The sequence below is a fragment of the Kribbella sp. NPDC056345 genome (genome assembly GCF_042262745.1).
Classification (GTDB): Bacteria; Actinomycetota; Actinomycetes; order Propionibacteriales; family Kribbellaceae; genus Kribbella.
The window spans coordinates 47,651-60,934 of record NZ_JBHJQQ010000014.1 but is presented as its reverse complement, the minus strand read 5'-3'; the positions used below and the strand labels follow the sequence as shown (position 1 = coordinate 60,934).

General features: G+C 67.6%; 13 protein-coding genes. 7 read left to right on the top strand and 6 right to left on the bottom strand.

All coding sequences use genetic code 11. The annotated features are described in order from the left end of the window. The first annotated feature begins 32 nt into the window (after nucleotides 1–32). Complete coding sequence (locus ACFCV3_RS35090) at nucleotides 33–2,054, top strand: serine/threonine-protein kinase (RefSeq protein ID WP_376037740.1); 2,022 nt, start codon at nucleotides 33–35, stop codon at nucleotides 2,052–2,054. Nucleotides 2,055–2,123: 69 nt separating this feature from the next. Here the strand turns inward: ACFCV3_RS35090 and ACFCV3_RS35085 are convergent, their stop codons facing one another. From ACFCV3_RS35085 to ACFCV3_RS35075, 3 genes are all read right to left on the bottom strand, one after another. Further along, nucleotides 2,124–3,404, bottom strand: coding sequence for an adenylosuccinate synthase (locus ACFCV3_RS35085; RefSeq protein WP_376037737.1), 1,281 nt, complete (start codon nucleotides 3,402–3,404; stop codon nucleotides 2,124–2,126). Nucleotides 3,405–3,724: 320 nt separating this feature from the next. Next, nucleotides 3,725–4,459, bottom strand: a complete 735-nt coding sequence (locus ACFCV3_RS35080) for a class I SAM-dependent methyltransferase (RefSeq protein WP_376037735.1) — start codon at nucleotides 4,457–4,459, stop codon at nucleotides 3,725–3,727. Nucleotides 4,460–4,532: 73 nt separating this feature from the next. Then, the gene (locus ACFCV3_RS35075; protein WP_376037733.1) at nucleotides 4,533–5,033 is read right to left on the bottom strand and encodes a VOC family protein; all 501 of its coding nucleotides are present in this window, start codon (nucleotides 5,031–5,033) and stop codon (nucleotides 4,533–4,535) included. A 56-nt stretch (nucleotides 5,034–5,089) separates the two neighbouring features. Here ACFCV3_RS35075 and ACFCV3_RS35070 point away from each other — a divergent pair, with 56 nt between their 5' ends. The 4 genes from ACFCV3_RS35070 (at nucleotide 5,090) to ACFCV3_RS35055 (ending at nucleotide 9,015) form a co-directional block, all read left to right on the top strand. Further along, nucleotides 5,090–5,911, top strand: a complete 822-nt coding sequence (locus tag ACFCV3_RS35070; RefSeq protein ID WP_376037730.1) for a DUF6597 domain-containing transcriptional factor — start codon at nucleotides 5,090–5,092, stop codon at nucleotides 5,909–5,911. A 103-nt stretch (nucleotides 5,912–6,014) separates the two neighbouring features. Continuing rightward, a complete protein-coding gene (locus ACFCV3_RS35065; RefSeq protein WP_376037728.1) occupies nucleotides 6,015–7,301 on the top strand; it encodes an ABC transporter substrate-binding protein in 1,287 nt (428 codons plus the stop codon). Continuing rightward, nucleotides 7,298–8,191 carry a carbohydrate ABC transporter permease gene (locus tag ACFCV3_RS35060; protein WP_376037725.1) on the top strand — a complete coding sequence of 298 codons (894 nt, stop codon included), beginning with the start codon at nucleotides 7,298–7,300 and terminating at the stop codon, nucleotides 8,189–8,191. Before ACFCV3_RS35065 ends, ACFCV3_RS35060 begins: the two co-directional genes overlap by 4 nt. After that, nucleotides 8,188–9,015, top strand: a complete 828-nt coding sequence (locus tag ACFCV3_RS35055) for a carbohydrate ABC transporter permease (protein ID WP_376037723.1) — start codon at nucleotides 8,188–8,190, stop codon at nucleotides 9,013–9,015. Before ACFCV3_RS35060 ends, ACFCV3_RS35055 begins: the two co-directional genes overlap by 4 nt. Here the strand turns inward: ACFCV3_RS35055 and ACFCV3_RS35050 are convergent. The 3 genes from ACFCV3_RS35050 to ACFCV3_RS35040 form a co-directional block, all read right to left on the bottom strand. Beyond that, nucleotides 8,976–10,193 (bottom strand): MFS transporter, encoded by a 1,218-nt coding sequence (locus ACFCV3_RS35050; protein ID WP_376037720.1) that lies wholly within the window; start codon nucleotides 10,191–10,193, stop codon nucleotides 8,976–8,978. The genes ACFCV3_RS35055 and ACFCV3_RS35050 overlap by 40 nt on opposite strands. A gap of 150 nt (nucleotides 10,194–10,343) precedes the next feature. Next, nucleotides 10,344–11,090 carry a 2-phosphosulfolactate phosphatase gene (locus tag ACFCV3_RS35045; RefSeq protein ID WP_376037718.1) on the bottom strand — a complete coding sequence of 249 codons (747 nt, stop codon included), beginning with the start codon at nucleotides 11,088–11,090 and terminating at the stop codon, nucleotides 10,344–10,346. Nucleotides 11,091–11,140: 50 nt separating this feature from the next. Next, the gene (locus ACFCV3_RS35040; protein ID WP_376037715.1) at nucleotides 11,141–11,548 is read right to left on the bottom strand and encodes a DUF3151 domain-containing protein; all 408 of its coding nucleotides are present in this window, start codon (nucleotides 11,546–11,548) and stop codon (nucleotides 11,141–11,143) included. Nucleotides 11,549–11,695: 147 nt separating this feature from the next. On the opposite strand from ACFCV3_RS35040, the gene ACFCV3_RS35035 reads away from it, so the two are divergent. Further along, nucleotides 11,696–12,145 carry an HNH endonuclease gene (locus ACFCV3_RS35035; protein ID WP_376037712.1) on the top strand — a complete coding sequence of 150 codons (450 nt, stop codon included), beginning with the start codon at nucleotides 11,696–11,698 and terminating at the stop codon, nucleotides 12,143–12,145. Between the two features lie 98 nt (nucleotides 12,146–12,243). Continuing rightward, entirely contained in the window at nucleotides 12,244–13,254 is a 1,011-nt protein-coding gene (locus ACFCV3_RS35030) for a type IV toxin-antitoxin system AbiEi family antitoxin domain-containing protein (protein WP_376037710.1), read from the top strand. Nucleotides 13,255–13,284 lie beyond the last annotated feature (30 nt).

Genomic DNA, 13,284 nt, shown 5'->3' with positions numbered 1-13,284 from the left:
GGTTGGTCTGATGCCGACGTACGGTAGATGGCATGTCAGTCACAGGGGGCACGCCTTCCAGACCCGCCGGGGAGGTGGAGGAGCACGTCGGTCCGTACCGGCTGATCCGGCGCCTCGGCCAAGGTGGCATGGGCGTTGTCTACCTGGCCGAGGGACCGGACCTGCAAGAGGTTGCGCTCAAGGTGCTGCGGCCGCACGTGGCGCACGACGAGACCGCGCGTGCGCGGTTGCAGCGTGAAGCCACCACACTGCAGAAGGTGAGTCACCCCGGTGTGGCCGGCATCCTCGACCACGACCTGGAGGCCGACCGCCCGTACCTGGTGACGCGGTTCGTCCCCGGGCGCCCGCTGGACGAGCAGGTGGACGACCGTGGTCCGCTGACACCGCGCAAGTGGCTCCCACTCGCCGGCTGTCTCGCCGAGTCGCTGCAGGCGATCCACCTCGCCGGAGTGATCCACCGCGACCTCAAACCCGGCAACGTGATGATGCTCAACGGCAAGCCGGTGATGATCGACTTCGGCATCGCCCAGGCCGCCGACGACCTCCGCCTCACCCAGACCGGCCTCGTGATCGGTACGCCGGGCTACCTGGCACCCGAGCTCATCGAGGGCGAGATGGTGTCCGAGTCCGCCGACTGGTGGGGCTGGGCGGCCACCGTCACGTTCGCCGCGACCGGCCGCCGCCCGTTCGGCAAGGGCCCGTTCGAAGCGGTCCTGCACCGCGTGCACACCGGCCAGGCAGACCTCGAGGGCCTCGACCCCCGCCTCAAGACCCTGCTGTCCGCAGCCCTCGCCCCCAACAAGCAGGACCGCCCCACCCAGGCCGAGATCATGACCGGCCTGACCCGCTACGCCGAAGGCCGCGACGCCCTCCCCCCACGCGAGTCCCCAGCCGCCGAAACCGCCCAGATGCACCCACCCACGCGCCAAATGACCCGCGTGATGCCCACAGACGCCCCGGACAAGCCGGCTGAGCCTTCCCCCGCCGAGGTAGCCAACCTCGTCCCCCACGTCATCCCGCCCCTGTCCGCCTTCTCCCCCCTGGCCAACAAAGTCCGAGACGCCGCCGCCACCCGCAAAGCCACCCGAGCCGCCGCAGCCGCAGCCGGAGCAGCTCCAGGTGTGGCTGGCGCCGGCGCGGTCTACGGCCCGGGTGTTGCAGCCGCTGGCGGTGGCACAGTCGCGGGCGCAGGTGCTTGGGGTCCTGGCGCTCATCCGGCGACATACAGTCCGGCGCCTGTCGCGGCTGCACCTCCGGCAATGCCCTTGCCGTACCAGAGCGCACCCCAGCCGGTTGCGCCGTACCAGCCTCCGTCGCGCGAGGTTTCGCCGTACCAGGCGCCTTCGAAGGACGTCTCGCCGTACCAGCGTCCGGGGCAGGCGGTGGAGCCACAGCGCGCACCAGCGACAGGGCGACGTACGGCGGTAGTGGTGGGACTGATGGTCGGGCTGAGCGGACTGATCGCCCTCTACCCGTTGCTGGGCGCGGTAGCCGCCACAGTCCTGTTCGTGATCGCCAGGACCGTCGATCGCGGCAGTACGGCGTTGATGCGCCGCCGCCAGGTCCGCGGCCGCGCAGGTCGTTCCGACGGTGTCGTGGCGGTCGCCTCGTCCCCGATCCAGCTGGTGACCGCAGGACTCATCACTCTGGTCTGCCTGATCCTGCCGCTGGTGATGGGTGCGATCGTCGGCGGTGTCGTCACCGGTGTCACCGCCACAGCCAAGAGCGTGAGCTGGCAGCCCTTGTCAGCCGTAGGTTTCGGCGCAGCCGCACTGGCCGCGCTCTTCACCGCCTGGTGGGGTCCCGGCGGCAACTCCCTGCGCCGCGGTGCCCACATCACCGCCCGCAACCTCTTCCGCCCCCGCTGGCTGGCCACCACGGCAGCCGTCATCTTCCTCGCCATCGGCGGCTACACCTTCTACGAAGCCAGCCAAGGCGCCGGCTCCGCCTGGGCCCGCAACCCCGCCGAAGGCGCCACCTTCGAACGCCCCACCCTCACCGACCTCCGCCAAGCCCCCTTCATCCGCGACATCCCCCTCATCGGCCTCAACTGACCGACCGTGCCGAACACCGCAGTGGGGGAATGACCGTCGGCTGCCCGGGGTGGGCAGCCGACGGTGGGATCAGAGCTGGACGATCTGGCTGCGTTCCGGGCCTACGCCGATGGCGGAGATGCGGGCGCCGCTGAGGGATTCGACGGCGCGGACGTAGGACTGGGCTTCCTTGGGGAGGTCTTCGAAGGTGCGGCAGCCGGTGATGTCGCCGGACCAACCGTCGAGCTCTTCGTAGACCGGGGTGGCGTGGTGGAAGTCGGTCTGGGTCATCGGCATCTCGTCGTGCCGGACGCCGTTGACGTCGTACGCGACGCAGACCGGGATCTTGTCGCGGCCGGTCAGGGTGTCGAGTTTGGTGAGGACGAAGTCGGACACACCGTTCACGCGAGCCGCGTAGCGGGCGATGACCGTGTCGTACCAACCACAGCGGCGCGGGCGACCGGTCGTCGTACCGAACTCGGCGCCCTGCTGCCGCAGCCACTCACCGTCCGCGTCCAGCAGCTCGGTCGGGAACGGGCCTTCGCCGACGCGGGTCGTGTAGGCCTTGACGACCGCCATCACGCGGTCGATGCGGGTCGGCGGGATACCGGTACCCGTGCAGGCGCCGGCGGAGATCGCGTTCGACGAGGTGACGAACGGGTAGGTGCCGTGGTCCACGTCCAGCAGGGTTGCCTGGCCGGCTTCCATCAGCACGGTCTTGCCGTCGTCGAGCGCCTTGTTCAGCAGCAGGCTGGTGTCGGCGACCATCGGGCGCAGGCGGTCGGCGTACTCGAGCAGCTCGTCCAGGACCTCGCGGATCTCGACCGCGCGGCGGTTGTAGACCTTCACCAGTAGCTGGTTCTTCTGCTCCAGCGCCCCGGCGACCTTCTGCTCCAGGATCTTCTCGTCGTACAGGTCCTGGACGCGGATGCCGATCCGGTTCATCTTGTCGGCGTACGTCGGCCCGATCCCGCGACCGGTGGTGCCGATCTTGCGGCTGCCGAGGAAGCGCTCGGCCACCTTGTCCAGCGTGCGGTTGTACGGCGGGATCAGGTGCGCGCTCGCACTGATCACCAGCCGGGACGTGTCCACGCCGCGTGCCTGCAGCGCGTCCAGCTCCTCGAACAGTACGGCGAGGTCGACGACGACCCCGTTACCGATCACCGGCGTCACGCCAGGGGTCAGGATCCCGCTCGGCAGCAGGTGCAGCGCGTACTTCTCGCTGCCGATCACGACCGTGTGGCCGGCGTTGTTGCCGCCGTTGAACTTCACCACGTAGTCGATCGCGGTCCCGGTGTTGCCGAGCAGATCGGTCGCCTTACCCTTGCCCTCATCGCCCCACTGGGCGCCGACGAGCACGATTGCGGGCATCTCAGCCCTCCTCTTCACGCGCCGGCCACGGCCCTCACCACGTGCGGCAGCCGGACGCTGGAAACGGTGAAGCCCGGAGACGTTCACCGGCAATTCATCCGGTAACGCACCCAGGCTCTTACGACCGAAGCCTACCGGAACCAGGGCCACCCGCTGAGTTCATCGTTGGAACCTGGCCAACGACCACTTCAAGTAAGTGTTTCATCACGTAACGGGTTGCCAATCTCAGTGATCACGTGCACACTCTTAGTCAGCGGCCCGCCGAAACTGCCGCAGGGGACGGTTCCGGCGGGCCGCTTCCTTATGTCTCAAGGGAGTGGCTACTTCCGCGCCGCATAGATCACGTACGGCGGCGACGTCCGCTCCATCGGCATCCGGTCCGCACCGGGCCCGTCGTACCCCGCCGGCAGCGTCGGCTCAACGAGCCCGACCTCGCGGAACCCGGCCCTGCGCAACCGCTCGAGCTGCACTTCCTTCGGCCAGTGGTAGTCGATGAGGTCGACCGACTCCCCGTCCGGTCGGGCCAGCCGCATCTCGATCGGTGCACCCGCCGCATACTCCCGGCCGGCCTGGCCGTAGCGGCCGATCTCGAAAGGCACTCCGACCGAATCCGGATTCACGTCGAGCATCGCGTAGGTCGCCCCCGGCCGCAGCACCCGATAGACCTCGGAAACAATGCTCTGAATGATTTCCGTCTCCGGAATACAGACGAAGACGAAACACGAGATCGCGGCATCGACGCAGGCGTCCGGCAACTCGAGCCGCTGATCCGCACCGATCACCTGATACGAGATCCTGGGGTCCTGGCGCTTGCGCTGCGCGACCTTCAGCATGCTCGGCGACCGGTCGGCAGCGATCACCGAAACGTCATGGCTGCGAAGGATCTCCTCGGCCACGCGACCGGTCCCGGCCCCGTAGTCGAGCACCGTCCGGCAGCCGGGATCGGCCAGACCGGCCTGCTCGAACAGAGCCGGCCAGCCGAAGGCCCGTTCACGCACCGGCTCGTAGTCCTCGTAGCTCTCGGCAACTTCGAGCAAATTCCAGTCGGTAGTCATCGTTCTTCGACACTACGCAGCATTCCGGACGCATTTCCGCAATCTGCCCGATAAGGCATCCGGAAAAGCCGTGTCAGGCAAGGGCTTCCGGGTTCGAGTCGAGCCATTCCTGCACCCGCCGGTCGGCCTCTTCCCGGGACACGTCCTCGACCTTCGTCAGGATCGCCCAGCGATGCCCGAACGGATCGATCACCGTGCCGTACCGGTCCCCGGTCATGAAGGTCTGCACCGCCTCCACCGACCTCGCACCGGCCGCAATCGCCTTCGCGTACGTCGCGTCCACGTCCGGCACGTAGTGCACCAGCGACGAGTGCACCCACTCACCGTTCGGCGCCTGCAACCCGAACTGCGGCATCTGGTCGCTGAGCTGCAGCATCGAGTTCCCGATCAGGAGTTCGGCCTGGCCGACCCGCCCGTCCGGCATGTCCTGCCGGCTGATCACCTCGGCCCCGAACACCTCCTGGTAGAACGCGATCGCCTTCGGCCCGTCCGGTACGGCGAGGTACGGGGTGAGTGAGTGATAACCGTCGGGGATGGGTTTGACTACGCTGTTTTTGTCGGTGTCCGTCGTCATGCTCTTAGTCAACGCGCCGGTCACCGGACCGGTCTTGTAAGAAAGCGACAGCCATCGTGAGCACTCCGTCGGACAGCGAGAAGGGCATCCTGCACCCGAAGGAGCAGGCCCGGCACCGCACGCTGAACCGGCTCGCGCCCGGCCCCGACGCCGCACGCTTCGTGGAGTGGTACTGGATCGTCGAGTGGGATCTGGACGAGCCCTACACCGCCGAGGTGCTCCCGTTCCCCAGCGTGAATGTCACCTTCGAGCAGCCCGGCGGCGCCTTCGTGAACGGCGTCTACACGCGCAAGTTCGAGCGGCGGCTCACCGGCCGCGGCCGCGTGTTCGGGGCGAAGTTCTGGGCCGGTGGATTCGGCGCGATCACCGGACTCGACGTAGGTTCGTTCAGCGACCAGGTGCTGCCGCTGACCGCGGTCTTCCCGGACGGCGATCGGCTGGCGGACCTCGTGTTCACCGAAGAGTCCGACGTACGGCGTCGGGCCGTGTTCGAAGCGTTCTTGCGGGATCACCTCGCGCCGCCGGACCCGTCGTACGAGTTGGTCCGCGAGATCGTCACGGCGATGGCCGCTGACCGCTCGCTGGCCCGGGTGGACGAGGTGACCGAGCGGTTCGACGTACCGATCCGGACCCTCCAGCGCCTGTTCCGCCGGTACGTCGGCGTCGGGCCGAAGTGGGTGTTGCGTCGCTACCGGCTGCACGACGGCGCCGAGTTGCTGGCGCGCGGCGAGGTCACCGAGCTCGCTGCCCTGTCGGCAGCCCTCGGTTATTTCGACCAGGCGCACTTCTCCAAGGAGTTCAAACAGCAGATCGGCCTGACCCCGGCCGAGTACGCGGCCCGGGCGGCCGCCAGTGAATCCTTTCAAATGAAGTCTTGACACCCGCTCCACGGCGTCCGTAGCGTGCGCGGCGTGAGAAGTTAACACTTCTCCCCGGTGAATTCACGTCTATCGACGATATTTTCCGAGCTCAGGAGGATCCGTGGCATCCGTATTCGAGCGTCCCCTTCCGCGCCGGCGACTCCTGCAACTGCTGGGTGGCGCGGCCGCCGCCGGCACGCTCGCGGCCTGCGGGAACAGTTCGTCCGGCAGCGGCAACGGCGCGCTGAAGGTGATCGGGGCGGGCAGCCAGGAAGCCGGCCTCCGCAAGGCGCTGGAGCAGTACAAGGCGAAGAACGCCGACTTCGACTTCAATCTGTCCTTCTCGCCCGCCGACCAGTTGCAGACCTCTCTGCGCGCGCAGCTGGCGGCCGGCAACGCGCCGGATCTGCACGCGGTCTACCCGGGCAACGGCAGCGCGATGTCGATGGTCCAGCTGAGCAAGGCCAAGCTGCTGGCGGATCTCAGCGACCAGGCCTGGACCCAGAAGATCCCTACCGGCTTCCAAGGCGCCTATCAGCAGGATGGGAAGACCTACATCTTCTCGCCGGGCACCAGCGTGCTCGGCGCCATCTACAACAAGAAGGCCTTCGCCACCGCCGGAGTGGAGCCGCCGACGACCTGGAGCGAACTGCTGACAGTCTGCGAAACCCTTAAGAAGAAGGGCATCGTGCCACTCGCACTGGGAGCGCAGACCCCGTGGGTGACGCAGCTGATCAACTACGCCCTGGTGCCGGGCACGGTCTACGCCAAGCAACCCGACTTCGACGACAAGATGGCGGCGGGCTCGGCCACGTTCGCGGGATCGGGCTGGGCCGACGCGATGAACAAGTACCTGGAACTGCAGAAGCGCGGCTACTTCAACGCCAACCCGAACGGAACGACGTACGAGCAGGCGACCTCGATGGTCGGCACCGGCAAGGCGGCGATGGCCGTCCAGGTCTCAGCCGTCCTGCAGGCCTACCGGGCCGCGGCGCCGAAGCCGGACGACCTCGGGATGTTCCCCTTCCCGGCGACGGACACGGCCGCGGACAACTGGATCCCGGGCGGGATCGTGGTCGGCATCGCCGTCAGCGCGAAGAGCAAAAAGGCCGACCAGGCCCGCAAGTTCATCGAGTTCTGCGCCCAGCCGGACATCGTCAACGCCTGGGCCGAGGCGGTCGCCTGTGTCCCCCTGTACTCCGAGGGCGAGGCGAAGGTCGATCCGGTCCTGAAGCCCTTCCTCCCCTATCTCACCGGCAACAAGGCGGTCCCGTTCATGGACCAGCGCTGGCCGAACGCGGAGGTCCAGCCCACCCACTTCGCCGTCGTCCAGGAACTGCTCGGCGGGAAAACCACAGTCGACGGAGCGCTGAAGAAGATGGACGAGGCCTACCGGAAGACGGCATGACGACGGTACGACGAGGGAGCGGGATCGCGCCGCCCTGGTTCTTCGCGGCTCCGGCCCTGCTCGTCTACGCGTTGGTGATGCTCTACCCGAGCATCGTCGGTGCGGGGTCGGCGTTCACGAACTGGTCCGGTGTCGGGGAGGAACGGTCGTTCGTCGGGATGGCGAACTTCCAGCAGTTGCTGCATGACGACCAAGCGCTTGGTGCGCTGCGGAACACGCTGCTGCTCACCGTCGCGATCGTGGTGGTGCAGAACGGGCTGGGATTGCTGCTGGCGCTCGGCGTACACACCACCATCAAGAGCCGGATGGTCTTGCGGGTGGTCTTCTTCGCGCCGGTCGTGGTCAGTCCAGTGATGGTGTCGTTCCTGTGGAAGTACGTCTACAACCCCGCACCTGACGCAGGCCTCAACGCTGCCCTCGGCGCGGTCGGTCTCGGCTCACTGCGACAGGACTGGCTGGGGAACCCGTCGCTGGCGATCTGGTCGGTCGCCTTCACGGTGATCTGGCAATGCGCCGGCTACTCGATGGTGATCTTCCTTGCTGGGCTGGAAGGCGTGCCGCCGGAGCTGCACGAGTCGGCGATGGTGGACGGCGCCGGCACGGTCGCGCGGTTCCGGCACATCACCTGGCCGCTGCTGGCACCGGCCGTGACGATCAACGTGATGCTGTCCACCGTCGGTGGGCTGACGTTGTTCACCCAGATCATCGCGATGACCAACGGCGGTCCCGGCTATGCCACCGACACCTTGTCGACCGTGCTCTACAAACAGGCGTTCGTGTTCGGCAAGTTCGGTTACAGCACCGCGGTTGCGCTGGTCCTGGCGATCTTCGTCGCGGCGGTGTCATTCGTTCAGATCGGCTACCTGCGTTCGAGGGAGACGGCCGCATGAGGACGGCGTACCGGCCACGCACCTTCGTCCTGGAGCTCGTGATGGTGGCTACCGCGGTGGCCTTCCTGTTCCCTGTCTACGCCCTGGTCACGCTGGCGTTCAAGGATCCTGGGCAGATCGCGAACGCACCGCTGTCACCACCCAACCCGCCGTCGGTGGACAGCTTCGGCACCGCCTGGCAGTCGGCGTCCCTCGGCTCGGCGCTGCTCAACAGCACCCTGATCACCGTGACCAGCGTGCTTGCGCTGATCGTGCTCGGCTCACTGGCCGCCTACTTCCTCGCACGCCGGGCCTCGCGGCTGAGCTACAGCCTCTACATCCTGTTCCTGGTCGGGATCATCCTCCCGTTCCAGCTCGGCATGATTCCGCTGTACCAGCTCGTCAACGACCTCGGCCTGCTCGGCACCTACCAGGGCATGATCCTCTTCTACACCGGGATCCAGCTGCCCTTCACGGTGTTCCTCTACACCGGTTTCATCCGGTCCCTGCCCGCCGACTACACCAACGCCGCACTGATCGACGGAGCTTCACACCTGCAGGCCTTCCGGCACGTGATCTTCCCGCTCCTGCGGCCGATCACCGGCACCGTCCTGATCCTCAACGCCGTCCACATCTGGAACGACTTCTTCACCCCACTGCTCTACCTCGGCGGCTCCGGCCGCGAGACGGTACCGGTCCGAATCTTTGCCTTCGTCAACGAATACACCTCCGACTACGGCCTGGTCTCAGCCGGCCTGGTGCTCGCCGCCCTGCCGATCCTGATCATCTTCTTGATCCTGCAGCGCTACGTCATCCGCGGCTTCTCCAGCGGCCTGAAGGGATAACCGCGGCTCAGCACAGCCGCCGAGGTCGCGAGCAAGGTCGCCGCCAATGCGACAGCGAAGCCGTGGTGCGCGCTGTTGGCGTCGACCACGCGTCCTGTGACCGCAGCGCCCATTGCGATACCCGCGGCACTTCCCGAGTTCAGCCAGGTGAAGGCCTGGGTCAGCACGGTCGGCTCCACGGATGACTCGGTCATCACCGCCGAGAGCGTTTGGAACGGCGCAATCGCCAGCCCTGGCAAGGCCAACGCCACTCCGAGCGCCCATGGCGCATTGACGACCAGCAGAGGCACCGACGTGACCGTCAGAACGACCAGTACCAGAACCAGCTGGCTCTCGGCCGCCATGCGCCACCGTCTGGCGCCATAGACGAGTCCGGCGAACAGACTGACCAGGCTGGTGATGCTGTACAGCGGGCCGGCCAGAGCCGGTGTTCCACGCTCGACTGCATAGGCGGTGACCGACACCTGCATGCTGCCGAAGAACAGCCCGATGCCGATCGTGGCAGCAACCAGCGCGAGGAACTTCTTGTGCAGCAAGCGACTTGAGCTCACCTGCTGACCACGCTCGACCGGGGGTGGCGCCGTACGGCGTTGTGCGGCGAGTGCGAAGCCGCCGGCCAGCACGAGGCCGGTGGCGACCGCCGAACCGGCTACCGGGGTCCAGAGTGAGCTGATCAGGCCGATCAGGGCCGGGCCGACCAGGAAGGCGACGCCAATGCTCAGGGCCTCGAGGGTGTAGGCGGACGACAGCAACGGGGATCCACGCAAGGCGTAGGACCAGCGTGCTGAGGTTTGTGCGCCCAGTTGCGGTAGTGATGCGCCGGCCAGCACACCGGCGGTGACGAGCACCCAGAGTGGTGACTGCGCCACGGTCAGACCGATCAGGAGGGCGATGGTCAGCGCGTGGGTCAGCAGGATGATCGGCAGCATGCGGGTCTGGCCGAAGCGGTCGATCAGACGGGCGACCTGCGGGCCGGCGAGTGCTTCCGCGACGGCGAATCCACCCGTCACGGCGCCGGCGACGGCGTACGAGTCAGTGGAGCCGTGCACCAGCCAGACGATGCCGAGGCCCGTCATGGCGATCCCGATGCGGGCTGGTGCTGCTGCGAGGTAGAACTTCCACGCCCCGGGAGTACGGAGTACTTGGGCGTAGCTGAGCCGTCCGGTGAGTGCCGGCACGGTAGAGCCTTCCGCTGCCCGTCGGGGCGGGGGCCGACCGTGGGCGTCCTGCTTCACCGGTCTGCCGAATCCGCCTACAACCGTCCATGTTCGGCAGGAAGCGGGGACGCGCGCCGCCTGCCGGCTCTGTCAACGGGCAGAAATCATCGTTCAGATTGACGTAGTCAGCTTACCGTCTTTCAGTACCGGCACAGAACGACTCTGATCTACCTCTGCCGCGATCCGGACATCTTCGGGATAGCCGTACTGCGTGAGCTCGCGACCGCCGGCGCAGTCGTGCAGGAGAGTCGGCAGCTCGTCAGCCACCGCGTCGTACGCCGCCACTGCCGCCCGGGCCTCCGGGGACAGCCCGTCGGTCTCCAGCGCGCTCAAGAAGCCCCCTGCACCCCAGAGGTCCTCGACTGCCGGTCTGAGCGAGCCGTCCGGCCAGCGCTCTCCGGCTGCGATCGCGACGACCTTCAGGCTCGGGTCCGCGGCCAGACGCTGGTTGGCCCACTGTGCGGCGGCCAGCCGGTTGCGGAGCGAGACCGCGATGACGGTGGCCCCGCTCTCGCTTAGTTGCTGCGCGATGGTCGAGCCGTTGGGTGACGGCAGCACCAGCCGGGTCACTCCGGTCGCCTGACGGATCGTGACCGGGGACAGGCTCACGTCACCGGGGCCGGCTTCGGAACGGCCGACTGCCAGGTGGGCGTCGTACTGGCTGGCGTAGGCGACGGCGGTCTCGTCGCGCCAGCGGTACGGGTAGACGTCGATGCCGAGGTCGGTCGCAACGGTGACTGCCGTGGTGAAGGACAGTACGTCGACGACGGCGACCAGGTGTCCGGCAACCACCCCGGCGCCGACTGGACCCCAGTCGAAGCCGACGCGGAAACCGTGCTGGGCGTACGGGCTGGTCATCCGACGCATCCTGCCGTCGAGGGACCAGCCCGGCAACCCGGTTTCGTGCTTTAGGCCAGCACGTCCGCGGCGGTCGCGGACGAGTCGCGCAGGAAGGTCGTGCAGCGCTCGGCCTCTTCGGTCTCGCCGATGATGCCGGCCGCCTTGCCGAGGACGGCCAGACAGCGCAGGAAGCCGCGGTTCGGCTCGTGCTCCCACGGAACCGGGCCGTGGCCCTTCCAGCCGTTGCGCCGGAGCGCGTCCAGACCGCGGTGGTAACCGGTACGTGCGTAGGCGTAGGCCTCGATGGTTTTCCCCTCGGCGAGGGCCGCCTCGGCCAGCGTCCCCCAGGCCAGTGAAGAGGCTGGGAACTTGGCCGCGACCTCCACCGCGGGCGTACCGGCGGCGAGTTCCGCCGCGGCCGGGTCCACTGGGAGTAGTGTCTCGGGTGGGCCTGAGAGCAGATTGTTCAATTCCATGAGCACATCTTCGCCGATCACGCAGCCGACCCGGCACGTGACCGTCTGGCGAAATCCGTTGACCGTTCACCGACCGGCCACGGATGCTTGAGACCCTGCGTGAAGACCGCCGTGGTTCCCAGCTACGGCCCAGTTGGAGGCAACCGGATGAGTGTCATAGTCCTGAACGCGTCGTATGAGCCGCTGCACACCGTCTCGATCCAGCACGCCATCCGGATGCTGGTCCGCGAGGTCGCAGTGGTGGAAGAGGCGCACGGCGAGCGAACTATCGGCCCCTTTCCGGTCCCCCGCGTCCTCCGCCTGGTCCGCTACGTGGTCACCCACTGGCGCTACGCCGCCGGCCGCATGAAGTACTCCAAACACGGAGTCCTGCGCCGCGACAAGTTCCGCTGCGCCTACTGCGGCCTCGAGAACGCCGACACCATGGACCACGTCCAACCCAGGTCCCGAGGCGGCCGCACCGAGTGGCTCAACGCGGTCGCCGCCCACGCCTCGTGCAACGAGCGCAAAGGCAACCGCACCCCGGTAGAGGCCAACATGCCCCTCCTCTGGCAACCCTGGGTTCCAACCAGAGCCGAGCTCGTCATACTCACATGACGAGCATTTTTTATGCCCGGATCCGGCCGGCGTAGGAGTTCTCCACAGGTTGGAAGTTGGTGGGGGAAACCGGGGGTGATTGCTGCAACTTCTTGGGTATGAATCCTCAACTAGCAGTGATGGCCTGTCTTCGGGGTGGGGTTTTCCGGCGGGCGGATGCCCGGGCCTGTGGTTATGACGACGCGGATATCGACTACCTGCTGGAGACCGGTGGGTGGCGGCGGATCCGGCGCGGGACGTATGCGGAGCAGCGGGCGTTCGAGGTCGTGACGGAGAAGGCGTTGTATCTCCGGCGCGTGCATCGAGCGTTGCGGGCGGCCGGTGGGCTGGTGTTTGCCAGTCATCAGTCGGCCGCGGCCTTGCATGCGTTGCCGGTCTGGGGGCTGGATCTGTCCACCGTGCATGTGACGGCCACCTCGGGGCGCAGCGGGCGGGTGGGCGGTGTGTATCGGCACATCCGGGATCCGGTCGGCCCCGGCGTACTGATCTGGAACAGGTTGCCGATGGTGTCCGCCGCCCGCGCGGTCGCCGAGGTGGCGGCGACCGCACCCACGATCCCGGCGATCGCCCTGGCCGACGCCGCTCTGTACGCCGGGCTCGCCAGCAAACGCACCCTGCGCCGTGCAGCCGGCCTTCTCCCGTACGGCGGCGATCGGGCGCTCGGCGTGTTCGCCCAGTGCCGCGGTTCGGCGTCGGTGGCCGAGTCGCGGCTGCGGTTCATCCTGAGCGCCGCCGGCCTGCCCGACCCAGCCGAAGCACTGCCACCAGGTATCGAGGTGCCAGAGCTGGAGGCCGCCCTCTGGTTTCCCGAGCAGCGCACCCTGCTCGAGTTCGAGCCCCGCCACCCCTATTGGCACGAAGACCTCGAAGAAGACGCAGACCAACCACCACCGCCCCCAACCGCGGACGGCCCGCCCCCGGTCGAGACCTGCTGGATCACCTGGGCCGACCTCGACCACCCCAAGACCGTGCTCGACCGCATCACGAGCACGTTCGCCCGAGCAGCCCGCCGGACCAGGGTCGGCCAGCTGGGCCTCGGCATCCCACTGGCGGAACCTGCCGGGTCAACGCGCGGCAGCAAACAACCGGAAAGCGGTCTTCTCCGTTAAGAATTTCTCGTGTAACGCGCCGCCCGGAAT

Bases quoted from the DNA above. Each gene is read 5' to 3' on its own strand.
- ACFCV3_RS35090 (WP_376037740.1), top strand. From the start codon at position 33: ATGTCAGTCACAGGGGGCACGCCTTCCAGACCCGCCGGGGAGGTGGAG.
- ACFCV3_RS35085 (WP_376037737.1), bottom strand. From the start codon at position 3,404: ATGCCCGCAATCGTGCTCGTCGGCGCCCAGTGGGGCGATGAGGGCAAG.
- ACFCV3_RS35080 (WP_376037735.1), bottom strand. From the start codon at position 4,459: ATGACTACCGACTGGAATTTGCTCGAAGTTGCCGAGAGCTACGAGGAC.
- ACFCV3_RS35075 (WP_376037733.1), bottom strand. From the start codon at position 5,033: ATGACGACGGACACCGACAAAAACAGCGTAGTCAAACCCATCCCCGAC.
- ACFCV3_RS35060 (WP_376037725.1), top strand. From the start codon at position 7,298: ATGACGACGGTACGACGAGGGAGCGGGATCGCGCCGCCCTGGTTCTTC.
- ACFCV3_RS35055 (WP_376037723.1), top strand. From the start codon at position 8,188: ATGAGGACGGCGTACCGGCCACGCACCTTCGTCCTGGAGCTCGTGATG.
- ACFCV3_RS35045 (WP_376037718.1), bottom strand. From the start codon at position 11,090: ATGACCAGCCCGTACGCCCAGCACGGTTTCCGCGTCGGCTTCGACTGG.
- ACFCV3_RS35040 (WP_376037715.1), bottom strand. From the start codon at position 11,548: ATGGAATTGAACAATCTGCTCTCAGGCCCACCCGAGACACTACTCCCA.
- ACFCV3_RS35035 (WP_376037712.1), top strand. From the start codon at position 11,696: ATGAGTGTCATAGTCCTGAACGCGTCGTATGAGCCGCTGCACACCGTC.
- ACFCV3_RS35030 (WP_376037710.1), top strand. From the start codon at position 12,244: ATGAATCCTCAACTAGCAGTGATGGCCTGTCTTCGGGGTGGGGTTTTC.